This window comes from Paraburkholderia sp. BR10923 (assembly GCF_040948765.1).
Lineage (GTDB): Bacteria > Pseudomonadota > Gammaproteobacteria > Burkholderiales > Burkholderiaceae > Paraburkholderia > Paraburkholderia youngii.
The window spans coordinates 129,584-152,463 of the sequence record NZ_JBFPKO010000008.1; the positions used below are offsets into that span (position 1 = coordinate 129,584).

Annotated in this window: 23 protein-coding genes; 12 read left to right on the forward strand and 11 right to left on the reverse strand. The window is 64.6% G+C overall.

The annotated features are described in order from the left end of the window. Positions 1-54: 54 nt before the first annotated feature. The gene (locus AB3X94_RS17010) at positions 55-1,302 is read right to left on the reverse strand and encodes a pyridoxal phosphate-dependent aminotransferase (protein ID WP_309235140.1); all 1,248 of its coding nucleotides are present in this window, start codon (positions 1,300-1,302) and stop codon (positions 55-57) included. A gap of 456 nt (positions 1,303-1,758) precedes the next feature. Here AB3X94_RS17010 and AB3X94_RS17015 point away from each other — a divergent pair, with 456 nt between their 5' ends. From AB3X94_RS17015 to AB3X94_RS17070, 12 genes are all read left to right on the forward strand, one after another. After that, entirely contained in the window at positions 1,759-2,133 is a 375-nt protein-coding gene (locus AB3X94_RS17015) for an Mth938-like domain-containing protein (RefSeq protein ID WP_176108671.1), read from the forward strand. A 112-nt stretch (positions 2,134-2,245) separates the two neighbouring features. After that, positions 2,246-4,000, forward strand: a complete 1,755-nt coding sequence (locus tag AB3X94_RS17020; RefSeq protein WP_368612143.1) for a glycosyltransferase family 39 protein — start codon at positions 2,246-2,248, stop codon at positions 3,998-4,000. Positions 4,001-4,024: 24 nt separating this feature from the next. Next, on the forward strand, positions 4,025-4,396 hold the full coding sequence (locus AB3X94_RS17025; protein WP_013089326.1) for an SMR family transporter: 372 nt from the start codon (positions 4,025-4,027) through the stop codon (positions 4,394-4,396). A gap of 176 nt (positions 4,397-4,572) precedes the next feature. Beyond that, entirely contained in the window at positions 4,573-5,724 is a 1,152-nt protein-coding gene (locus AB3X94_RS17030) for a DegT/DnrJ/EryC1/StrS family aminotransferase (RefSeq protein WP_368612144.1), read from the forward strand. Positions 5,725-5,730: 6 nt separating this feature from the next. Further along, complete coding sequence (locus AB3X94_RS17035) at positions 5,731-6,774, forward strand: glycosyltransferase (RefSeq protein ID WP_176108674.1); 1,044 nt, start codon at positions 5,731-5,733, stop codon at positions 6,772-6,774. After that, a complete protein-coding gene (locus AB3X94_RS17040) occupies positions 6,771-7,700 on the forward strand; it encodes a formyltransferase (RefSeq protein WP_176108675.1) in 930 nt (309 codons plus the stop codon). Before AB3X94_RS17035 ends, AB3X94_RS17040 begins: the two co-directional genes overlap by 4 nt. After that, complete coding sequence (locus AB3X94_RS17045) at positions 7,697-8,743, forward strand: bifunctional UDP-4-keto-pentose/UDP-xylose synthase (RefSeq protein ID WP_176108676.1); 1,047 nt, start codon at positions 7,697-7,699, stop codon at positions 8,741-8,743. The genes AB3X94_RS17040 and AB3X94_RS17045 overlap by 4 nt, the downstream gene beginning before the upstream one ends. A gap of 10 nt (positions 8,744-8,753) precedes the next feature. Further along, positions 8,754-9,647, forward strand: a complete 894-nt coding sequence (locus AB3X94_RS17050; protein WP_368612145.1) for a polysaccharide deacetylase family protein — start codon at positions 8,754-8,756, stop codon at positions 9,645-9,647. Positions 9,648-9,852: 205 nt separating this feature from the next. Continuing rightward, complete coding sequence (locus AB3X94_RS17055) at positions 9,853-10,314, forward strand: peroxiredoxin (RefSeq protein WP_176108678.1); 462 nt, start codon at positions 9,853-9,855, stop codon at positions 10,312-10,314. 355 nt (positions 10,315-10,669) lie between these two features. Then, the gene (locus tag AB3X94_RS17060; protein WP_176108679.1) at positions 10,670-12,508 is read left to right on the forward strand and encodes a PhoH family protein; all 1,839 of its coding nucleotides are present in this window, start codon (positions 10,670-10,672) and stop codon (positions 12,506-12,508) included. A gap of 212 nt (positions 12,509-12,720) precedes the next feature. Continuing rightward, on the forward strand, positions 12,721-13,806 hold the full coding sequence (locus AB3X94_RS17065) for an NlpC/P60 family protein (RefSeq protein ID WP_368612146.1): 1,086 nt from the start codon (positions 12,721-12,723) through the stop codon (positions 13,804-13,806). A gap of 51 nt (positions 13,807-13,857) precedes the next feature. Further along, positions 13,858-14,664, forward strand: coding sequence for an SDR family NAD(P)-dependent oxidoreductase (locus tag AB3X94_RS17070; RefSeq protein ID WP_368597355.1), 807 nt, complete (start codon positions 13,858-13,860; stop codon positions 14,662-14,664). Between the two features lie 167 nt (positions 14,665-14,831). Here AB3X94_RS17070 and AB3X94_RS17075 read toward each other — a convergent pair whose 3' ends face one another. The 10 genes from AB3X94_RS17075 to AB3X94_RS17120 all read right to left on the reverse strand — a co-directional run bounded on the left by AB3X94_RS17075 (position 14,832) and on the right by AB3X94_RS17120 (position 22,761). Next, positions 14,832-15,842: an inorganic phosphate transporter gene (locus tag AB3X94_RS17075; RefSeq protein WP_176377886.1), complete on the reverse strand. Its 1,011-nt coding sequence runs from the start codon at positions 15,840-15,842 to the stop codon at positions 14,832-14,834. Continuing rightward, positions 15,842-16,468, reverse strand: a complete 627-nt coding sequence (locus AB3X94_RS17080; protein WP_013089315.1) for a DUF47 domain-containing protein — start codon at positions 16,466-16,468, stop codon at positions 15,842-15,844. Before AB3X94_RS17080 ends, AB3X94_RS17075 begins: the two co-directional genes overlap by 1 nt. Before the next feature lie 115 nt (positions 16,469-16,583). Next, positions 16,584-17,972 carry a replicative DNA helicase gene (locus AB3X94_RS17085; RefSeq protein ID WP_176108683.1) on the reverse strand — a complete coding sequence of 463 codons (1,389 nt, stop codon included), beginning with the start codon at positions 17,970-17,972 and terminating at the stop codon, positions 16,584-16,586. A gap of 166 nt (positions 17,973-18,138) precedes the next feature. Continuing rightward, positions 18,139-18,591 (reverse strand): 50S ribosomal protein L9, encoded by a 453-nt coding sequence (gene rplI / locus AB3X94_RS17090; RefSeq protein WP_013089313.1) that lies wholly within the window; start codon positions 18,589-18,591, stop codon positions 18,139-18,141. A 27-nt stretch (positions 18,592-18,618) separates the two neighbouring features. After that, a complete protein-coding gene (gene rpsR, locus AB3X94_RS17095; RefSeq protein ID WP_008922421.1) occupies positions 18,619-18,894 on the reverse strand; it encodes a 30S ribosomal protein S18 in 276 nt (91 codons plus the stop codon). A 2-nt stretch (positions 18,895-18,896) separates the two neighbouring features. Next, complete coding sequence (priB, locus tag AB3X94_RS17100) at positions 18,897-19,196, reverse strand: primosomal replication protein N (protein ID WP_176108684.1); 300 nt, start codon at positions 19,194-19,196, stop codon at positions 18,897-18,899. Positions 19,197-19,264: 68 nt separating this feature from the next. After that, positions 19,265-19,639, reverse strand: a complete 375-nt coding sequence (gene rpsF / locus AB3X94_RS17105; RefSeq protein ID WP_013089311.1) for a 30S ribosomal protein S6 — start codon at positions 19,637-19,639, stop codon at positions 19,265-19,267. 193 nt (positions 19,640-19,832) lie between these two features. Continuing rightward, positions 19,833-20,780, reverse strand: a complete 948-nt coding sequence (locus tag AB3X94_RS17110; protein ID WP_176108685.1) for an anti-sigma factor — start codon at positions 20,778-20,780, stop codon at positions 19,833-19,835. Then, on the reverse strand, positions 20,770-21,663 hold the full coding sequence (locus tag AB3X94_RS17115; RefSeq protein WP_368612147.1) for an RNA polymerase sigma factor: 894 nt from the start codon (positions 21,661-21,663) through the stop codon (positions 20,770-20,772). The genes AB3X94_RS17110 and AB3X94_RS17115 overlap by 11 nt, the downstream gene beginning before the upstream one ends. Positions 21,664-21,846: 183 nt before the next feature. Further along, positions 21,847-22,761, reverse strand: a complete 915-nt coding sequence (locus AB3X94_RS17120) for a LysR family transcriptional regulator (RefSeq protein ID WP_018432103.1) — start codon at positions 22,759-22,761, stop codon at positions 21,847-21,849. Positions 22,762-22,880 lie beyond the last annotated feature (119 nt).

Below are 22,880 nucleotides of genomic sequence, written 5' to 3' on the forward strand. Positions count from 1 at the left end.
CGAGCGGCGCGCCTCATGGGCCGCGTCACGCGCCACATCGTACGCGAGGCCGGCTCAGGCTGTGTGACGCTTGCGGTAGCCATCGAGGAAGCGCGCGATCCGGTTGATCGAATCCGCGAGGTCGTCGACGTTCGGCAGGAACACGACGCGGAAGTGATCCGGCGTCTTCCAGTTGAAGCCGGTGCCCTGCACGAGCAGCACGCGCTCTTCGAGCAGCAGGTCGAGGATGAACTGCTGGTCGTTCTGGATCGGATACACCTTCGGGTCGAGGCGCGGGAACATGTACAGCGCCGCTTCCGGTTTCACGCAGCTTACACCGGGGATCGCCGTGAGCATCTCATACGCGAGCTCGCGCTGCTTGTACAGGCGCCCGCTCGGCACGATCAGGTCGTTGATGCTCTGATAGCCGCCGAGCGCGGTCTGGATCGCATACTGGCCGGGCACGTTCGGACACAGCCGCATCGATGCGAGGATGCCGAGCCCTTCCAGATAGTCTTTCGCGAGCCGGCGGTTCTCGCCGGTCAGGCCCGAAATGGCCATCCAGCCGGCGCGGTAGCCGCACGAGCGGTAGCTCTTCGACAGGCTGTTGAAGGTGACGGTCAGCACGTCTTCGGACAGCGACGCCATCGACGTGTGCTTCTTGCCGTCGTAGATGATCTTGTCGTACACCTCGTCGGCGAAGATCACGAGGCCGTGCTGGCGCGCGATCTCGATCAGGCCGAGCAGCAGTTCGTCCGAATACAGCGCGCCGGTCGGGTTGTTCGGGTTGATCACGACGAGCGCGCGCGTGTTCGGCGTGATTTTCGCGCGGATGTCGTCGAGGTCGGGCATCCAGCTATTCGACTCGTCACAGATGTAGTGCACCGGCGTGCCGCCCGCGAGGCTCACGCCGGCGGTCCACAGCGGGTAGTCAGGCGCGGGCAGCAGCACTTCGTCGCCGTCGTTGACGAGGCCCTGCAGCGCCATCACGATCAGCTCGGACGCGCCGTTGCCGATGTAGATGTCGTCGAGCTCGACGCCGTGCACGCCCTTTTGCTGCGTGTAGTGCATGATCGCCTTGCGCGCGGCGAACACGCCCTTCGAATCGGAGTAGCCCGACGAGCTGGGCAGGTTCAGGATCATGTCCTGAATGATTTCATCGGGTGCCTCGAAACCGAACGGCGCCAGATTGCCGATGTTCAGCTTGATGATGCGGTGGCCCTCTTCTTCGAGCCGCTTCGCGTGTTCGAGGACGGGCCCGCGAATGTCGTAGCAGACATTCAACAATTTGTTGGATTTGAGAATCGGTTTCACGGCGGGCACTTCATCCTGGTTGATGGCTGGGGCAAACCTTGGGCAAACGGGGCCCGGCTGACGTCACCGGGCCGCTCGGATTCACCGATACGGGAATTCGGACGCGGCGGCGCCACCGAAGGCGGCCAACTGCGAAATGGGGTCGAACTGTCGAGCGGCCGCGGCTTTCCGGGTTCCGGCGCGGGAAAAAAACGCAGCGAAAGCGGGCGATGCCAGCACAGGTAGCCGGTGGGCCACGCCGATGTGCTCAGCGCGGCTTGTGGCGGCACTTGAGCGAGGGGCGCCGCAAGGCGGCTAAAAAGTTATAATTTAGCGGATTTTGGCCGACTTCCGCAATGCACCACCCGCAACGGCAAGCCTTTTCGGCCTTCTCGTGTGTCACACGCGTCGAACCGCGCGGCCTGTGCGACGTGCATCCAGGCCGGCAATACGCATGACGTCTCACGACGACTTCGGAAAACCAATTTGAAATTACATCAGGATTCCAGCGGCGCGCTGAATACCGTTACCGGCTACGGCGCCGACTACGTCGAAATCAATCTGGTGCGTCACGCGGGCAGTATTCTCGTGCTGCCGGACGCGCCCGTCATTCCCTGGCCCGTCTCGTCGTTCGAGCGGCTGAGCGCCGAGCATTTCGCGATGCTGGTCGACGCCGCGCCCGAAGTGGTCGTGTTCGGCAGTGGCGAGCGGCTGCGCTTTCCGCACCCGCGGCTGACCGCCGCGCTCACCGCGAAACGCATTGGCGTCGAAACGATGGACTTCAAGGCCGCCTGCCGCACCTACAACATTCTGATGGCCGAGGGCCGCAAGGTCGCGGCCGCGTTGCTGATCGAAGCCTGAGCGGGCCCGGCGCCGACGCATCCCGCGCGAGCCCGCGCCGGCGCCGGCCCCGTTCTGGCCCCCGCGCCGCGCCGGTGCGCGCGTCGTCGATAACAAGAAGGGTTGATATTTCATGAACGATACGCCGTCGAGGCTACCGCTCAACCGCACCGCAATCCTGTTGCTGGTGCTGGTTCTCGCCGTGATCTGGTTCGTGCCGCTCGGCTGGCGCCATCTGCTGCCGAGCGACGAAGGCCGCTACGCCGAAATGGCGCGCGAAATGTTCCTGACCGGCGACTGGATCACACCGCGCTACAACGCCTACAAGTACTTCGAGAAGCCGCCGCTGCAAACCTGGGCGAACGCGCTGACGTTCGCGTGGTTCGGCATCGGCGAATGGCAGGCGCGCCTCTATACCGCGCTGACGGGCTTCGCCGGGGTGCTGCTGATCGGCTTCACCGGCGCGCGCGTGTTCAACGCGGCGACCGGCGTGTTCGCGGCGCTCGTGCTCGCCTGCGCGCCGTACTGGAACCTGATGGGCCACTTCAACACGCTCGACATGGGCCTGTCGTTCTGGATGACCCTCACGCTGTGCGCGCTGCTGCTCGCGCAGCGCCCGAACCTGCGCCTCCCGTGCGTGCGCGGCTGGATGTGGGTGTGCTGGGCGTCGATGGCGCTGGCGGTGCTCTCCAAGGGCCTCGTCGGGCTGATCCTGCCGGGCGCGGTGCTGGTGCTCTACACGCTGATCGCGCGCGACTGGGCGCTGTGGAAGCGGCTTCACCTGGTGAGCGGCCTGATCGTCTTTTTCGCGATCGTCGCGCCATGGTTCGTCCTCGTGCAGCAGAGCAATCCGGAATTCCTGAACTTCTTCTTCGTCGTCCAGCAGTTCAAGCGCTATCTGACGCCCGAGCAGAATCGCCCCGGCGCGTTCTACTACTTCGTGCCGGTGCTGCTGGTGGGCTTCCTGCCGTGGCTGTCGGTAACCGTGCAAAGCGTGCGCCACGCGTGGCGTCAGCCGCGCCAGCCGAACGGCTTCGCGCCGGTCACGCTGATGCTTACGTGGATCGTCTTCATCTTCCTGTTCTTCAGCGCGTCGCACTCGAAGCTGCTGTCCTACACGCTGCCGATCGCGCCGCCGATCGCGATGTTGATCGGCATGTACCTGCCGCTCGTCACGCGCGAGCAGCTGCGCCGGCATCTGGCGGGCTATGCGCTGTTTTTCGTGGTCGCCGCGTTTGCGGCGCTGTTCCTGCCGCGCCTCGGCTCCCAGCGCAATCCAGCCGCGCTGTACGCCGAGTTCCGCGTGTGGGTGCTCGCCGGGCTGGCCGTGGCTTTCGTGCTCACGCTGGTCGCGTTGTGGCTGAACCGCCGCGGCGAGGATGGCGTGGGCGCCAACGCGCGGGTCGGCCTCGGCAGCCTCGCCGCGTTCGGCGCGGGCTGGCTGCTGCTCGCCACGATCGCGGGCACCGGCCACGACGTGTTCGGACGCCTGAGCTCCGGCGCGCCGCTCGCGCCCGCGATCAAGGCAAAACTCGCGCAACTGCCGCCCGACACGCCGTTCTACTCGGTCGGCGTGCTCGACCACACGCTGCCGTTCTACATCGGCCACACGATGATCATGGTCGCGCACCCGGACGAGCTCGCATTCGGCGTGTCCGTCGAGCCGCAAAAATGGGTGCCGACGGAACAAGCGTGGATCGAGCGCTGGAAGGCCGATCGCTACGCGCTCGCGCTGATCCCGCCGCCGACCTACGAGCGCCTCGTCAAGCAAGGCGTGCCGATGCAGGTGATCGCGCGCGATCCGCGTCGCGTGGTGGTGATGAAGCCGCTCGCCGACGGGGCTCCCGCCGCCGCTGCCCCCGCCTCCACGCCCGCGGCAAAGCCCTAATCCTCTCGAGAACCAGACCGTTCGATGAACCCGATTTCCCTCTTCTGCATCCTCGCCGGCGTCACGCTGAACGCCGGCGCGCAGCTGCTGCTCAAGGCCGGCACGAATGCCGTTGGACACTTCGAATTCACCCGTGCGAACATCCTGCCCATCGGCTTCAAGCTGGCAACCCAGCCGCCGATCATCGGCGGGCTCGCCTGCTACGTGATCAGCGTGGCGGTATGGATCATCGGGCTCTCGCGTGTGGACGTGTCGATCGCGTATCCGATGCTGTCGCTTGGCTACGTGGTCAACGCGATCGCCGCGTGGTATCTGTTCGGCGAAGTGATGTCGGTGCAGAAGCTGGTCGGCATCGGCATCATTCTGGTCGGCGTGGTCGTGCTCGCGCGCAGCTAGGCGCCGGGCCTCGCGCAGGAACCCGCGCGGCACACGAGCCGCCTAAGCCTGACGTAAGGTAGGGCGCGGTAAGCTGCACGGTTGCGTTTTTTCCGCCGCGGCCTTGGGTTTGCGCGTAGTTTGTGGTTTACTTCGCGCCCGTCGGGCCGCGCCCCTTTCAATCGAGCGATGCATTCATGAGCCAGTCACAAGTCCCGTTTTTGCCGTTTGTCAAACCCGAGATCGACGAGGAAACGATCCAGGGCGTCGCCGACGTGCTGCGTTCCGGCTGGATCACCACCGGCCCGCAGAACCAGAAGTTCGAGGCAGCGCTGTCCGAGTTCTGCGGCGGCCGCCCGGTGCGCACGTTCAATTCCGGCACGGCGACGCTCGAAATCGGCCTGCGCATCGCCGGCGTCGGTCCCGGCGACGAAGTCATCACGACGCCGGCCACCTGGGTGTCGACCTGCAACGTGATCCTCGAAACCGGCGCGACGCCGGTGTTCGCCGACATCGACCCGATCACGCGCAACATCGATCTCGATCTGCTCGAAAAAGCCATCACACCGCGCACCAAGGCGCTGCTGCCGGTGTTCCTGTCCGGCTTGCCGGTCGACATGGACCGTCTGTACGCGATCGCCCGCGAGCACAAGCTGCGCGTGATCGAAGACGCCGCGCAGGCGTTCGGCTCGACCTGGAACGGCGAGCGCATCGGCAAGCTCGGCGACATCGTGTCGTTCAGCTTCCACGCGAACAAGAACCTGACCTCGGTCGAAGGCGGCGCGCTCGTGCTGAACAACGAGGAAGAAGCGGTGCTCGCTCAAAAATACCGGCTGCAGGGCATCACGCGCACCGGCTTCGACGGCATGGACTGCGACGTGCTCGGCGGCAAGTACAACCTGACCGACGTCGCCGCGCGCGTCGGCCTCGGCCAGCTGCCGCATCTGGAGCGCTTCATCGCACAGCGCAAGAAGCTCGTGCGCGCGTACTTCGCGCAGTTCGAAGGCGGCGCGGCCGTGAAGCTCGGCGTCGGCCTGCCCGTCGCGGACTTCGAAAACAGCAACTGGCACATGTTCCAGATCACGCTGCCGCTCGAAAAACTGTCGATCGACCGCGCCGGCTTCATGGGCGAACTGAAGGAGCGCGGCATCGGCTCGGGCGTGCACTACCCTGCGCTGCACCTGTTTTCCCTGTACCGCGCGCGCGGCTTCAAGGAAGGCATGTTCCCGCACGCCGAACGCTTCGGCGCCACCACCGTCACGCTGCCGCTCTTCACGCTGATGAACGAAGGCGACGTCGAGCGCGTGTGCCGCGCGGTCAACGAAATTTGCGAACACTACGGAAAGTAAGCGGACATGACTTATTCGGAACATCGCGCCGTCGCACCGGAAGTGTCGATCATCATTCCGGTGTACAACGAGGAAGCCGGACTGGCCGCGCTGTTCGCGCGCCTCTATCCGGCGCTCGATGCGCTCGGCACCGGTTATGAAGTGATCTTCATCAACGACGGCAGCCGCGACAAATCCGCGGCGCTGCTCGCCGGGCAGTTCCGCGCGCGGCCCGACACGACGCGCGTGATCCTGCTGAACGGCAACTACGGCCAGCACATGGCAATTCTCGCGGGCTTCGAGCAGTCGCGCGGCGACATCGTAATCACGCTCGACGCCGACCTGCAGAATCCGCCCGAGGAAATCGGCAAGCTCGTCGCGAAGATGCGCGAGGGCTTCGACTACGTGGGCACGATCCGTCGGCAGCGTCAGGACAGCCTGTGGCGCCGCAAGGCGTCGCGCGCGATGAATCATCTGCGCGAGCGCATCACGCGCATCAAGATGACCGACCAGGGCTGCATGCTGCGCGCGTACAGCCGTCACATCATCGATACGATCAACCGCTGCGGCGAAATCAACACGTTCATCCCCGCGCTCGCGTACACGTTCGCGCAGAATCCGGTGGAAGTCGAGGTCGCGCACGAAGAACGCTTCGCCGGTGAGTCGAAGTACTCGCTGTACTCGCTGATCCGCCTGAATTTCGACCTCGTCACAGGCTTCTCGGTGGTGCCGTTGCAATGGCTGTCGTTCATCGGCGTGATCCTGTCGCTAGGCTCCGCGGCGCTGTTCGTCCTGCTGCTGATTCGGCGCTTCATCATCGGCGCGGAAGTTCAAGGTGTGTTCACGCTGTTCGCTATCACCTTCTTCCTGCTCGGCGTGATCATCTTCGCGCTCGGCCTGCTCGGTGAATACATCGGCCGGATCTATCAGCAGGTGCGTGCGCGGCCGCGTTATCTGGTGCAGACCATTCTCGAAGAACGCGACGGCGGCGCCGTCGCCGAAACGCCGCGTCAGACCGTCGCGCAAGGCGTGCAGCCGGTGCCGGTCGCCGATCAGGGACACCAGCCATGAAGCCGCGCGCCGTCGTATTCGCGTATCACAACGTCGGCGTGCGCTGCCTGCAGGTGCTGCTCGCGCGCGGCGTCGACGTCGCGCTCGTCGTCACGCACGAAGACAACCCGAGCGAGAACATCTGGTTCGGCAGCGTGGCATCGGTGGCGGCCGAGCACGGCATCGCCGTCGTCACGCCGGCCGATCCGAAGAGCCCGGAACTGCGCGCCGCGGTGAGCGCCGCGCGGCCGGACTTCATCTTCTCGTTCTACTACCGCCACATGCTGCCGCCCGATCTGCTCGCGATCGCCGCACGGGGCGCTTACAACATGCACGGCTCGCTGCTGCCGAAGTATCGCGGCCGCGTGCCGACCAACTGGGCGGTGCTCAACGGCGAGAGCGAAACCGGCGCGACGCTGCACGAAATGGCCGCGAAACCCGACGCCGGCGCGATCATTGCGCAAACACCGGTGCCGATCCTGCCCGACGACACCGCCGCGCAGGTCTTCGACAAGGTCACGGTCGCCGCGGAGCAAACGCTCTGGCGCGTGCTGCCGGCGCTGCTCGCGGGCGAGGCGCCGCATCTGCCGAACGATCTCGCGCACGGCAGCTACTACGGCGGCCGCAAACCGGAAGACGGCCGCATCGACTGGAGCCAGTCCGCGCAGCAGGTCTACAACCTGATCCGCGCGGTCGCACCGCCGTATCCGGGCGCTTTCACGGATCTGAACGGCCATCGTTTCATCGTCGCGCGCGCGCGTCTGGCCGTGCCCGGCGCGCTCCGCTCGGATTTGCCCCCGGGCCTGCACGTAAGCGATAATGCCGTTTTCGCAATTTGCGGCGACGGCCGCGCAATCAACATCCGCGAATTGCGGCACCAGCACGATGGCGGCGAGACTGCCGTCAGTCCGGCGAAATTCGCCCAGCTCATCCAATCTCATTCATGAAAAAAGTCCTGATTCTGGGTGTGAATGGCTTTATCGGCCATCACCTGTCCAAACGCATTCTCGAAACGACCGACTGGGAAGTGTTCGGGATGGACATGCAGACCGAACGTCTCGGCGACCTCGTCAATCATGAGCGGATGCACTTCTTCGAAGGCGACATCACGATCAACAAGGAGTGGGTCGAATATCACATCAAGAAGTGCGATGTGATCCTGCCGCTCGTCGCGATCGCCACGCCCGCAACCTATGTGAAGCAGCCGCTGCGCGTGTTCGAACTCGACTTCGAGGCGAACCTGCCGATCGTGCGTTCGGCCGTCAAGTACGGCAAGCACCTCGTGTTTCCGTCGACCTCCGAGGTCTACGGCATGTGCACGGACGAGCAGTTCGATCCGGAAGAATCGCAGCTGTCGTACGGCCCGATCAACAAGCCGCGCTGGATCTACGCGTGCTCGAAGCAGCTGATGGACCGCGTGATCTGGGGTTACGGCATGGAAGGCCTGAACTTCACGCTGTTCCGTCCGTTCAACTGGATCGGCCCGGGCCTCGACTCGATCTACACGCCGAAGGAAGGTAGCTCGCGCGTGGTCACGCAGTTCCTCGGCCACATCGTACGTGGCGAGAACATCAGCCTCGTCGACGGCGGCGCGCAAAAGCGCGCATTCACGGATATCGACGACGGCATCAGCGCGCTGATGAAGATCATCGAGAACAAGAACGGCGTCGCCACCGGCAAGATCTACAACATCGGCAATCCGACCAACAATTTCTCGGTGCGCGAGCTCGCGCACAAGATGCTGGCACTTGCGGCCGAATTCCCCGAATACGCGGACTCGGCCAAGAAAGTGCAACTGGTCGAAACGTCGTCGGGCGCGTACTACGGCAACGGCTATCAGGACGTGCAGAACCGCGTGCCGAAGATCGACAACACGAAGCAGGAACTCGGCTGGGCACCCACGTCGACTTTCGACGAAGCGCTGCGCAAGATTTTCGAAGCGTATCGCGGCCACGTCGCGGACGCCCGCGCACTCGTCGAACAGCAATAAGGGCGCATCCTTGGCTCGCATCGTCCTGAAGATCGACGTCGACACGCTGCGCGGCACCCGCGAAGGCGTGCCGAATCTCGCGCGCATCTTCGACCGTTTCAAGGCGCGCGCCACTTTCCTGTTCAGCCTCGGGCCCGACCACACCGGTTGGGCGATGCGCCGCGTGCTGCGGCCGGGTTTTCTGACGAAGGTGTCGCGCACGTCGGTGGTCGAGCATTACGGCGTCAAACAGCTGATGTACGGCGTGCTGCTGCCCGGTCCGGACATCGGCGCGAAGGCGGCGGCCGAGATGCGCGCGATCCACGAAGCCGGCTTCGAGTGCGGCATCCATACCTGGGATCACGTGTACTGGCAGGACAACGTGCGCGCCAAAGATCGCGCGTGGACCGTCGCGCAAATGCAGCAGAGCCACGCGCGCTTCATCGAGGTATTCGGCACGCCGCCCGTCACGCACGGCGCGGCGGGCTGGCAGATGAACGGCCACGCGTTCGAGCAGATCGACGCGTGGGGCATGCACTACGCGTCTGATGGTCGCGGCCACTCGCCTTATCTGCCGGTGGTCGACGGCAGGACGCTCAAGCAGGTGCAGATGCCGACCACGCTGCCGACGCTCGACGAAGTGCTCGGTGTCGATGGTGTCGACACGCACAACGTCGCCGCGTGGATGCTGAAACAAACCGAAAAAAATCCGCACGACCAGGTGTTCACGCTGCACGCGGAACTCGAAGGACAGAAGCTCGCGCCGGTATTCGAACAGTTGCTCGAAGGCTGGCGCGCGCAGGGCCACACGTTCGCCACGATGGGCGATTACTACGCCACGCTAGACCGCGACACGCTGCCATCGTACCCTGTTACGTGGGGTGAGATTCCGGGGCGCTCCGGCGAACTGATCGTCCAGCCCTGAAGGGCCGCGGCGCGGTGCGAAACTCGTCGTCGGTAAGCACGCCGCTTGCTGTCTGCCCGTTCACCGCGTGGCCTGCCGATCGGGCAGCCGCAAGGCAACCGCAAGGCCGCACGCCGACCGAATCCCCGAACAACAACAACCTCGACGACAGACCGGCCGACGCCGCGGCACCTAGCGACGCCGACCCCAACCACCGGAGAACCTCGTGTCCATCGCAGTCGACCAACCCATCCCCGACTTCACCGCCGCCGCGACGGGCGGCGAAATCACGCTGTCAAAGCTGCGGGGCAAGAAGGTGGTGCTGTATTTCTATCCGAAGGACAACACGCCGGGCTGCACGACCGAAGGTCTGCAGTTCCGCGATCTGTATCCGAAGTTCAAGAAGGCCGGCGCGGAAGTGATCGGCGTGTCGCGCGACAGCTTGCGTTCGCATGACAACTTCAAGGCCAAGCTCGAACTGCCCTTCCCGCTGATTTCCGATCCGGAAGAAACGCTGTGCACCCTCTTCGCCGTCATCAAAATGAAGAAAATGTATGGCAAAGAGGTACGGGGAATCGAGCGCTCCACGTTCCTCATCGACGCCGCTGGCGTGCTGCGCCAGGAGTGGCGCGGCGTCAAGGTGCCGGGCCACGTCGCCGAAATTCTGGAGGCTGTACAAGCGCTTTGATGCGCGTTATATTGGGCCGCAATGAGTGCCTGTCCACCCCATATTTTTCTCCGCTGCGCCAGCTCTGACGGCCGCTTGACCGGGTCCACCGGTGCCGTTCCGAGCATGAGGCGCAATGCGAGCATCATCGTCGAGCCGCTAGCCCCGAATACCGGGGCGGCGGCTTTTTTAATTGCGCGCGACCGCTCGTTCACTGGTTCGCGCGCTTCCGTCAAGGAGCCTATCGAAGACCAGGCGAACCGGCATCTCTAGACCGAATGCGCGCCTCCTCGCGCAGACTGGGTGCCCCATGAAGGCATCGTCAGAATGCGACGGGCGGCGCACGATATGCGACCCGATCATTTCGAGGGAAACCATGCCTTTGCCTACTCCCCCCAGCAAGCTCGGCAATCTTTTGTCGCCTGACGAATACAAGGCCAAAGCCGTCACGCCCGCGCGCTCCACTGCGAAAAAACAGGCGCGTGAAGGGGAATCCGCAGAGTCGGCCGATTACGGCCGCGCCAATGTTGCCACCCCGATGGCGCACGCCGCCAACGCCGCCACCACGTTGTGGCCCGTGCCCGCCGTCGAATCGCCGCCCGCCGCGCAACCCGCGCCGGCGCGTGGCCGCAAGACCAAACAGACCGCCGCCCTGTTGCAGCCGGTTCCATCCGGGCGCTCGCAGCTCGGGGACGACGAGGCCGCAGCGCAGCCGGTCGTCGCACGCGCGAAGCACCCCACGGCCGAAACAGCCGCCGCACCCGCCGCGGCGACCCCGGCCGCCACCCGCAAGAAACGCGGCACCAGCGCCGCGCCAGTCGAGGTGCAGAAGCTTTTCGTGCTCGACACCAACGTGCTGATGCACGATCCGAGCTGCCTGTTCCGTTTCGAGGAGCACGACGTCTATCTGCCGATGATGACGTTGGAAGAGCTCGACAACCACAAGAAGGGGATGTCGGAAGTCGCGCGCAACGCGCGTCAGGTGAGCCGCACGCTCGACGCGCTCGTCGCGAACGCGGGCGACATCACCGGCGGCATTTCGCTCGCGCGGCTGGGCAGCCGCGAGGCATCCGGACGCCTGTTCTTCCAGACCCGGCTGACCGCGATCGAGCCCGTCGAAGGGCTGCCCGAAGGCAAGGCCGACAACCAGATCCTCGGCGTCGTGCGCGCGCTGCAGCGCGATCGCGCGGATCGCCAGGTCGTGCTGGTGTCGAAAGACATCAACATGCGCATCAAGGCGCATGCGCTCGGCCTGCCCGCCGAAGATTACTTCAACGACCAGGTGCTCGAGGACAGCGACCTGCTGTACACGGGCATCCGCGCGCTGCCGCAAGACTTCTGGACCCGGCACGCGAAGGGCATGGAAAGCTGGCAGGACACCAAAACCGGCACCACGTACTACCGTGTGACGGGTCCGCTGTGCGCTTCGATGCTGGTCAACGAGTTCGTTTATCTGGAGCCGCAAAACGGCGAGCCCGCGTTTCATGCGTTGGTGCGCGAGCTGAACGGCAAGACCGCGTTGCTGCAAACGCTGCGTGACTATGGCCACCACAAGAACAACGTGTGGGGCATCACGGCGCGCAATCGCGAGCAGAATTTCGCGCTGAACCTGCTGATGAATCCGGAAATCGACTTCGTCACGCTGCTCGGCCAGGCCGGCACCGGCAAGACGCTGGTCGCGCTCGCGGCGGGCCTCGCGCAGGTGCTCGACGACAAGCGCTACAACGAGATCATCGTGACCCGCGCGACGGTGCCGGTCGGTGAAGACATCGGCTTCCTGCCGGGCACTGAAGAGGAAAAGATGCAGCCGTGGATGGGCGCGTTCGACGACAACCTCGAAGTGCTGCAAAAAACCGACGACGCCGCCGGCGAATGGGGCCGCGCCGCGACTCAGGAGCTGATCCGTTCGCGCCTGAAGATCAAGAGCATGAACTTCATGCGCGGCCGGACGTTCGTCGACAAGTATCTGATCATCGACGAGGCGCAGAACCTGACGCCGAAGCAGATGAAGACGCTCGTCACGCGCGCGGGTCCGGGCACGAAGATCATCTGCCTCGGCAACATCGCGCAGATCGACACGCCTTACCTGACCGAGGGCAGTTCGGGCCTGACCTATGTGGTCGATCGCTTCAAGGGCTGGGCGCACAGCGGACACGTGACGCTCGCGCGCGGCGAGCGCTCGCGCCTCGCTGACTACGCGTCGGAGATTCTCTAGGCGTTCGGAGGTCCCTTTCCGGCTTTTCATCGCAAGCCGCGTCCGGTTCGTTCCGGGCGCGGCTTTTTTATTGCGCCGACGTTCTCCGCCGGCAACACTTAGCGCACAAACTTCAAGTAATTTATCAACAATTCTTGCGGCAGCCTTGTTGGGCGGCTACCATCCCGACATCGTCAGTGAGTAAATGGGCGCTTACCGCCCGTGCCGTCTTCATGCGCCAACTCGCCCTATCGCTGCTGCCCGTCCTGCTGCTCGCCGCCTGCGCCGGCGCGCCGCAGAAGAGCTCGCGCGGGTCTGGCGGCACCGTCGTCGCGAACGGCGCCTATCACGCGCCGCCGCCCGGCTTCCCCCATTTCGTCGATCACAGCATCGGCCGCGAGGAAATCTCGATTCAGGCGATGAGCCTCGTCGGCGTGCCCTACCGCTGGGGCGGCAACACGCCCGACAGCGGCTTCGACTGCAGCGGGCTCGTGCGCTACGTGGTGCTGCGCGCGGCGTCGGTGAACCTGCCGCGCACGACTGCCGAGATGAGCGGGCGCGGCGAATCCGTCGAGCCCGAGGAAATCGCGCCCGGCGATCTGATCTTTTTCAATACGACGGGACGCGCGCATTCACACGTCGGCATCTACGTAGGCAAGCTGCGCTTCGTCAACGCGCCATCGACCGGCGGCACGGTGCGGCTCGACTATCTGACCAATCCCTACTGGGCGAAGCGTTTCGACGGCATCCGCCGGATGGCGGGACCGGCGGCGACGCCCGCGCCATTCGATACGCCGAGCTATCAGGCGGCGGCGCCGCAAACGGAGCGCGCTGCCGCGGGCGCCGCCGCGACGGTGGCGGTTCGGCCAGCATCGACCTCTACCGGCGCGATCCCCGCGACCGGTGCAGGTGGCAGCACGCCCATCGCGCAAACCGATCAATTCGAGCCGCCGCCGTCGGGCCTCAGCGACGCGCAACTGCAGGCGCGCTCGGCGGGCGCCGTGGCACCGCCGCTGGGCCCGGCGGCTCAGACACGCATGTACGAAAGCGGTGCTCCTTCACCCGCTCAACCGATGCAGGCCGCCACGACTGCCCGCGTCCTCCCGCCTACCGCAACCGACGCGATCGACGCCGCCGCCGATGCATTCGAACCACCGCCGCCCGCTTCCATCGCGGAACGCCAGGCCCGTCAGGCACAGCAGACCGACGGCGCTGGCGCCGTGCAGCTGATGCGCGCGTCGACTGCTTCCCACGGCGCGCCCGCACCCACGCAAAGCAGCGACGACCCGATCGCCCGTTTCGCGAACGGCAACTTCTGAGGCCGTGATCTGCTATCGTCATCGATATTCTTTCGACGGCGGGTAACGACCATGGAACTCGGACTCAAAAATAAGGTGGTGCTCATTACCGGCGGCAGCAAAGGCATCGGTTTCGCCTGCGCGCGGGCCTTCGCACAGGAAGGCGCGAAGGTCGCGATCGTGTCGCGCGACCCCGCCAACCTCGCGCGCGCCTACGAACAGCTGAAACAGGAAGGATTCCACGTGCATCGCACGCGTGCCGACCTGCACGAACCGCATAGTGCCGCCGATATCGTCGAGGAAGTCAGCGCCGCGGTAGGCCCGATCGACGTGCTGATCAATAGCGCCGGCGCCGCGCGCCGGTACGACCCTGAGACGCTCGATGCCGACGCATTTCGCGCGACGATGGAGGCGAAGTATTTCCCGTATATCTATCCGCAGCAGGAAGTGCTGCGCCGTATGGCCCAGCGCGCAAAGGCCAACGGCGGCGTCGAGCCGGGCACGATCGTCAATATCATCGGCATGGGCGGCAAGGTCGCGAGCGACATCCATATCGCGGGCGGCGCGGCCAACGCGGCGCTGATGCTCGCAACCGTTGGCCTCGCGCACTACTACGCGCGCTATGGCATCCGCATCAACGCGATCAATCCGGGTGCGACGCTGACCGAGCGGGTCGAGGAAGCGGTCCAGTTGGAGGCGGCGCAGCAAGGCATCGGCAACGACGAGGCGCTCGCGCGCGGCCAGGCCCGGATGCCGCTCGGCCGCTACGCAAAGCCTGAGGAAATTGCCGACGTGGCGCTGTTCCTCGCGAGCCGCCGTGCAAGCTATGTGACGGGCGCGATCATCCCGATGGACGGCGCAAACGCACCGCTGATCTGAACGGAAAGAGCGACGCGACGGCCTTCAGGACGGCGCAATTGCGCTTTCAATCGAACTTGTGCAGGGAAACCGATGCGATGCAACGGGCGGCATCAAGCCGAAGCCCGCGCGTGCTGTTTAGCCAAACTCAGCCAAATCGAGCAGCGCAGGCCTGCATCGCAAGGTGATTACAGGAAGTGGTGACCCAGCCACCATGCTCCGCCGGACAGCAGCGCGGACGCCGGGATGGTCAGAATCCACGCCCACACGATGTTACCGGCGACGCCCCAGCGCACCGCGCTCAACTTCTGTGTCGCGCCGACCCCGACGATCGCGCCGGTGATCGTATGCGTGGTGGAGACGGGGATACCGAGCGCCGACGCGGTGAACAGCGTGAGCGCTCCGCCCGCCTCCGCACAGAAGCCGCCGACCGGCTTCAGCTTCGTGATTTTCTGCCCCATCGTGCGCACGATTCTCCAGCCGCCGAACAGCGTGCCGAGACCCATTGACAGATAGCAGCCGCCGATCACCCACAGCGGCGGCGCATTCGCCTTCATCGACGCAAAGCCGGTTGCGATCAGCAGCATCCAGATGATGCCGATGGTCTTCTGCGCGTCGTTGCCACCGTGACCAAGGCTGTACAGGCCAGCGGAAAGCAGTTGCAGACGGCGGAAGCGCCGGTCGACCTTGCTCGGCGGAGTGCGGAAGTACAGCCACGACACCAGCAGCATGAAGAACGAGCCGAGCACGAAGCCCAGCAGCGGCGAAACGAAGATGAACGCGACGGTCTTCATCAGACCGTCCCAGTTCAGCGCCCCCCAGCCCGATTTGGCGAGCGCCGCGCCCACGAGCCCGCCGATCAGCGCGTGCGACGAACTGGACGGAATGCCGTAGACCCAGGTGATCACGTTCCACGCGATCGCGCCGGCCAGCGCGCCGAAGATCACGTAGTGATCGACGATGTCCGGATCGATCGTGCCCTTGCCGACGGTTGCGGCCACCTTCAGGTGAAACACGAAATACGCGATGACGTTGAACGCCGCCGCGAACGCCACCGCCTGCTGCGGCTTCAGCACGCCGGTCGATACGACCGTGGCGATCGAATTCGCCGCGTCGTGAAAGCCGTTCATGAAGTCGAACACCAGCGCAATGGCAACCAGGCCGGTTACGACCCAGATAGCGAGTTGTATCGATTGCATTATGCGTTTTCCAGCACGATGCCTTCGATGATGTTCGCCACATCCTCACACTTGTCCGTGATCGTTTCGAGCAGCTCGTAGATCGCCTTCAGCTTGATCAGGACCTTGACGTCGTCTTCCTCGCGGAACAGCTTCGACATCGCCGCGCGCAGCACGCGGTCGGCTTCCGATTCGAGCCGGTCGATTTCCTCGCAGGCCTTCAGGATCTGGCGCGCCTGCTTCATGTCCGACAGCAGGCTCACCGCGAATTGCACGCGCTCGCAGGTCGCCGTGCAGATATGCGCGAGCTGGCTCGCCTCCGACGTGACCGCTTGCACGTCGTACAGCGAGATCGCGGTGGCGACGTCCTCCATCAGGTCGAGGATGTCGTCCATCGTCGTGATCAGCTTGTGGATCTCGTCACGGTCGAGCGGCGTGATGAAAGTCTTGTGCAGCAGGTCGATGGCTTCGTGCGTGAGCTTGTCGGCCGCTTTCTCGGCCTTTTGCACGTTTTGCTTGTGGATTTCGGCGTCCTGCAGATTGTCGATCAGGAGCTCGAGTTCGCGGCTTGCCGAGATGATGCACGTTGCGTGCGAATTGAAGATTTCAAAGAACTTGCCCTCGGTGGGCATGAATCGACCGAACATTGGGATCCTGGAAATGGGTCACGTAATGGCTGACATAAAACCGCCATATTGTACCGTTCCGCCATCATTGCCGCACTCGCTACAGCGCCGTTACAACAGCCCACGGCGCGTCGCGTCACTCGCCGCCGTAGAAGTTCTGCGCACCCGCAAAATTGTCGAATTTCGTGTATTGACCATGGAACGTGAGGCGAACCGGGCCGATCGGACCATTCCGCTGCTTGCCGATGATGATCTCCGCGGTGCCCTTGTCGGGGCTGTCCGGGTTGTACACTTCGTCGCGGTAGATGAACAGGATCACGTCGGCGTCCTGTTCGATAGCGCCCGATTCGCGCAGGTCCGACATGATCGGCCGTTTGTTCGGCCGCTGCTCGAGGCCGCGATTCAGCTGCGACAATGCGATCACCGGCACGTCGAGCTCCTTCGCGAGGCCCTTCAGCGAACGCGAGATTTCCGAGATTTCGGTCGCGCGGTTTTCGCCCGCCGACGAGCCGCTCATCAGTTGCAGATAGTCGATGATGATCAGCCCGAGCTTGCCGCACTGGCGCGACAGCCGGCGCGCGCGCGAGCGCAGTTCCATCGGGTTCAGACCGCCGGTTTCGTCGATGAAGATCTGTGCCTCGCTCATTTTCTGCACCGCGTGCGTGAGCTTCGGCCAATCCTCGTCGGTCAGACGCCCGGTACGCATGCGATGCTGATCGAGCCGGCCGACCGAGCCGAGCATACGCATCGTGAGCTGCGTGCCCGGCATTTCCATCGAGAACACCGCGACGGGCAGTCCGTACTCGACCGCGACGTACTCGCCGATGTTCATCGAAAACGCCGTCTTACCCATCGACGGACGGCCCGCGACGATGATCAACTCGCCGCCGTGCATGCCCGAGGTCATGCGGTCCAGATCGACGAAGCCGGTTGGCGTGCCGGTCACGTCGCTCGGATTGGCGGTGTGATAGAGCGTATCGATCCGTTCGACCACCTGGGTCAGCAGCGGCCCGATCTCGAGAAAGCCCTGGGTGCCGCGCGCGCCGTCTTCGGCGATCGAAAACACCTTCGATTCCGCTTCGTCCAGCAATTGCCGGACTTCCTTGCCTTGAGGGTTGAACGCGTCGGCGGAGATTTCATCGGCGACCGACACAAGCCGGCGCAGCACCGCGCGGTCGCGCACGATTTCCGCGTAGCGGCGGATATTGGCCGCGCTCGGCGTGTTCTGCGCGAGCGCGTTCAGGTAAGCGAGGCCGCCGACCTCTTCCGCCTTGCCCGAAGTGCCGAGCGCTTCGTAGACGGTGACCACGTCGGCCGGACGCGTGGCCGCGATCAGCTTGCCGATGTGCTCGAAGATGATGCGGTGGTCGTAACGGTAGAAGTCGCTCTGCGCGAGGAAGTCGGCAATGCGGTCCCATGCCGCGTTGTCGAGCAGCAGGCCGCCCAGCACCGATTGCTCGGCTTCGATCGAATGCGGGGGGACTTTCAGCGACTCGAGTTGGGGATCTTTGGACGGTGCGTTCATGGGGAGGAATTATCGGGCAATCCGACGACGGCTGCGAGCGGAAAAAACGCCAACTCGGGGATACTCGACGGATAGTCGGGCACAAAAAAAGCAGGGGCCGGTTACCCGGCCCCTGCCCTTCACCAGCGAAGTGCTGGTTGATCCTGCGCAATGCTCAGCGGTCGACTTAGACGTGCTCGCCGATCACCGCCACCGTCACATCGACGAGAACGTCGGTGTGCAGCGAAACTTGAACCGGGTGTTCGCCAACCATCTTCAGCGGGCCTTCAGGCAGACGCACTTGCGCCTTTTCCACCGCGAAGCCTTGCTTGCCCAGTGCTTCAGCGATGTCGGCATTCGTCACCGAACCGAACAGACGGCCGTCGACGCCAGCCTTCTGATTGATCTGAACCGTCTGGCCTGCCAGCTTTTCGCCTTGAGCCTGAGCGGCTGCCAGCTTTTCAGCGGCGACCTTTTCGAGTTCTGCGCGGCGTACTTCGAATTCAGCCAGGGCTTCTTTCGTTGCACGGCGAGCTTGCTTGTTCGGGATCAGGAAGTTACGTGCGTAACCGTCCTTGACCTTCACGATGTCGCCCAGGTTACCCAGATTGACGACTTTTTCCAGAAGAATGATTTGCATTCGGATGCTCCTTATCGCGTCGTCGGGTTAAGCCTTGTGCTGGTCGGTGTACGGCATCAGCGCGAGGAAACGCGCGCGCTTGATAGCCGTGTCCAGCTGGCGTTGATAGTGCGCCTTGGTACCCGTGAGACGTGCCGGCGTGATTTTGCCGTTCTCGCCGATGAAGTCCTTCAGCGTTTCGATGTCTTTGTAGTCGATGTACTCGACGCCAGCGGCCGTGAAACGGCAGAACTTCTTGCGCTTGAAGAGCGGGTTCTGTTGCTGACGACGCTTGTCGAATTTCTTACCAGTCGGGCGGGGCATGATTAGTCCTTTCCAATGTCCTGCAATGCTGTGATGTGAAATACCAGAGTTCGCGCGTTTCGGTGCTTTTTAGCCAGAAAACCTGTGAAGAGCGTTTCGACGCCCATCTGACAGTTTTCGAGCTTGCCGCTCGCTTCGCCCGCGGCGACCGCCTGCATGGTCAGTTCGACCTGACGGGCAATGCCCGCCTCGACGACTTCCGTGCGGTGGTGCAACGTGCAGCTTGCAATCGGAACGCCGGCGGGCGTGTACCGCACCGCTTCGCGTTCGACGACGCTCGCCGTGAGTTGCAGCCGGTTCATGTACTTGAGATGCCTTCGTGTACGTGAGCGGAGCGACGCTGCGCGTCTGGTAGCTTAAATAGTGTGACTTAAGCCTGCGCTTCGGTCGGCTGAGCGGCTGCCGACTTCTTGGCTTCTTCGCGCTGCACTTCCTTCATCATCGGCGACGGGCCGGTTTCGGCCTTCTTCATCTTGACGATCAGGTGACGCAGAACGGCGTCGTTGAACTTGAACGCGTGTTCCAGCTCGTCGAGCGTGGTCTGGTCGCATTCGATGTTCATGCAGACGTAGTGAGCCTTCGCGAGTTTCTCGATCATGTAGGCCAGTTGGCGACGGCCCCAGTCTTCGACGCGGTGGATCTGACCACCGTGCGACGTGATCGTGCTCTTGTAACGCTCGATCATGGCGGGCACTTGCTCGCTTTGATCGGGATGCACGATAAAGACGATTTCGTAATGACGCATTACACACTCCTTGTGCTGACTTTTGGATAGAAGCCGCCCGGGCGTCGGAACCGGTGCGGCAAGTGAGAAGCCCGAAAGTGTAACCCGATTGGGGACGGGTTGCAAGGCACTCCGCTGATTCGGCCGTGGAATCGGATGTGTTTTCAAGAGCTTAGGGGTTGCAGAACCGGGAAATTCGGGCAGCGGCAGCCCCTCAACCCGCTTCCGTGCGTTGACTGCCGCTCTGCAAGCGCGCTCTGAGCGCCGCTTCGAAGCCCGTGAGCGCATTGGGCGCGGCGTCCGTGATCGCCCACCAGGTCATGCCCGCCGCGTCCCAGTGCGCGATCGAATAGCCGTCGTGACCGAGCGCCGCCGGCGCTGCGCCCTCCGCCGTGGACTGCGGAAACACGTACACGTCGATCACGTGCTTGCCGTAGCGGTACACGAGCACCGCGACCCGCTGATGCGCGAGGTAGTCGAGCCGGCCGCCCTGAAGCGCGAAGCCGGCGGCCGCCAGGTCCTCGACCGGCGGCGAATAGTCGAGCCGGCCGTTGAACCACGGCTTCACGGTGTGACGGTCCGTCGAAATCACGTCGATGTCGCGGCCGGAGACCTGCGCGCGCACATGGCTTTCGACGAGTTCGTCGGTGAACGGCGAGGATTCGGCCGGACGATGCAGCGTCAGCGTCAGGACCGCGGCGGCCGCGCACAACGCGATCACCAGTGCCGCAAGACCGCCGTGCGCGGCCGCGCGGTTTGCACCGCCCGCGCCGAGCGGGCCGCCGAAGCCCCCGAGCCATCCGTCGAGCCACGCGGGCCACCACGCCCCGCGACGCTGACGCCGAGGTTGCTGCGTCACCGGTTGCGTCATCCCGGCGGCGGACTTCTTCGGTAGATCGTCGGGCGCCGCCGTCGCGGCCGACACCGCGGCCCCTTCGTCGACGACGCCGGGCAAGCCCGCCACGATCCGCGCCCGCAACGACTGCGGCGCCCGATGATACGGCGCCGCGCGCAGCGCGCCGCTCAGCGCGCGCACGTTGTCGCTCGCGCGCCGGCAATCGTCGCAGCTCTCGATATGCTGCTGGACCCGGCGCGCATCGGGCGCCGGCAATTCGTGATCGGCATTCGCATCGAGGAGCGGCCGTGCTTCGTTACAGTCCATCCGGCGTCTCCTGAGCGGGGTCGGCGGCAGCGCCGGGAATGTTGAGGGGCCGGCCGTCGGCAAACGCCCGGAGCTGTGTCACTGTTGCGGTGGCGGGCATACCCGCCGACGATGCCGGGCGACCGTCGCCGGAACTTTTTGCCGGCTGGGCGCAGGGGGCGGGGGGCGCGGTGGCCGCCGACCTCGCGAGTCGCCCGGACTGCGCATCCCGATCCGACGGCGCCTCCTGCCGGCCACCCTGCTCGCCTTTACGCCCCCCCTTGCCAACCGGCTCCCCTCCACCTCGTTGCTGCGCCATCAACACCTCCGCCAGCTTGCGCCGCCCACGCGCGAGCCGCGACATCACCGTACCGATCGGCACATCGGCCACCACCGCGATCTCCCGATATCCCATCTCTTCGAGCTCACGCAAGATCAGCACCTCGCGATACTCGACCGGCAAACGCGCCAGCGCATCGTGCACCAGTCGCACATCCTCGTCGCGGATCAGCAGTGTCTGCGGATCGTCACCGCCTGCGCTCCAGCCGTCGAGGGTCGCGTCGTCCATCGTTTCGTCGAATTCGAGCATGTCGTGCGACGGCGCGCGCCGCCGCCATTCCGTGTACCAGGTCCGGCGCACGATCGCGAGCAGCCACGGCCGTGCGGAGTCGCCCCGAAACGTATCGAAGAAGCGGAACGCGCGCATGAACGCTTCCTGCACGACGTCCTCGGCATCGTTCGGATTGCCGCACAGCCAGCGCGCGAGGTTGTACGCGGCGTCCAGATGCGGCAACGCCAGCTGCTGGAAGCGGCGGCTTTTCGCGGCATCGGAATCGGCATCGGCGGCGGGGCGGGCACTAGGCTCGCCCCGCGCGCGGGCGGCGTCTGAGTCGGTCTGGACCACGTGGGTCCCTCCAAGGGCATGGCGGCTGCGTCGTGCGGGTCGCTGCTGTCGCGCGCCCCGCGTGGTGTGCTGACGTGTCTTTCACAGCAGAACTGGCCATAGACCCAGTTTATTCCCGACTTCCGCCAGCAATCGCCAAAAGTTCGGGCTCGCCCGCGCGCCTCTCGCCAACTGATACGCCCGCTAGTACGACGGCCGGTTCCAGTAGTCGTCGCTTGCGTACACGTCTTTCAGATAGTCGATGAAATAGCGCACCCGCGCCGGCACGTAGCGCTGCTGCGGATAGACCGCGAGGATGTCGTAATCGGGCAGCGCATACTCGTCGAGGACGGTTTCGAGCTCACCGCGCGCGAGCTGCTGCTGGATTTCCCATGTCGAGCGCCAGCCCAGTCCGAGCCCTTCCGAAACCCAGCGATGCAGCAGTTCGCCATCGTTGCAGTCGAGGGAGCCCCCCACCCGCACCGTCGCGAGCTTGCCGTTGCGGCGAAAATACCAGCCGCGGTTCTGGCCGCCTTGCAGATTGAACGCGAGGCAGTTGTGGGCCGGCAGATCCTCGAGCGTCTTCGGCTTGCCGTGACGACGGAAATACTCGGGCGTACCGCACACCACGCGCCGGTTCGACGCGAGCTTCACCGCGACGAAGTTCGGATCGACCGTGCCGCCGATGCGAATCGACAGGTCGTAGCCCTCGCGCACCAGATCGACGACCCGGTCGGTCAGATTGAACGACATCTGCAACCCGGGTTTGTCGCGCAAAAATGCGGGCGCGAGCGGCGCGACATGCTTGCGGCCGAACGCGGCCGGCGCCGACACGATCAGATGGCCATTCACCGCGCGGCGCCCCGCGCTCAGTTCGTTTTCCGCCTGATCCCACTCGCTGAGAAGCCCGCGGCAGCGTTCGAGAAACGCCGCGCCGTCCTCGCTGACCACCAGCCGCCGCGTCGTGCGATACATCAGCTTCACGCCGAGGCGCTTCTCCAGCGCGTCGATGCGCCGCCCGAGAATCACCGGCGACACGCCCTCCTCCAGCGCCGCCGCCGCGAGACTGCCCGCATCGGCGACCCGCACGAAGGTTTCGATCTGTTTGAAGCGGTCCATGCTCGTCTCCCACCTGTCTCTTGCCGGGCTGATGCCGGCCGTGCGCCGGTCGTCACGCCATTCCATACTTTTTGTTTCGGAATAAGCGACCCGGACTGATCTTATCAAACCTTTGGCGC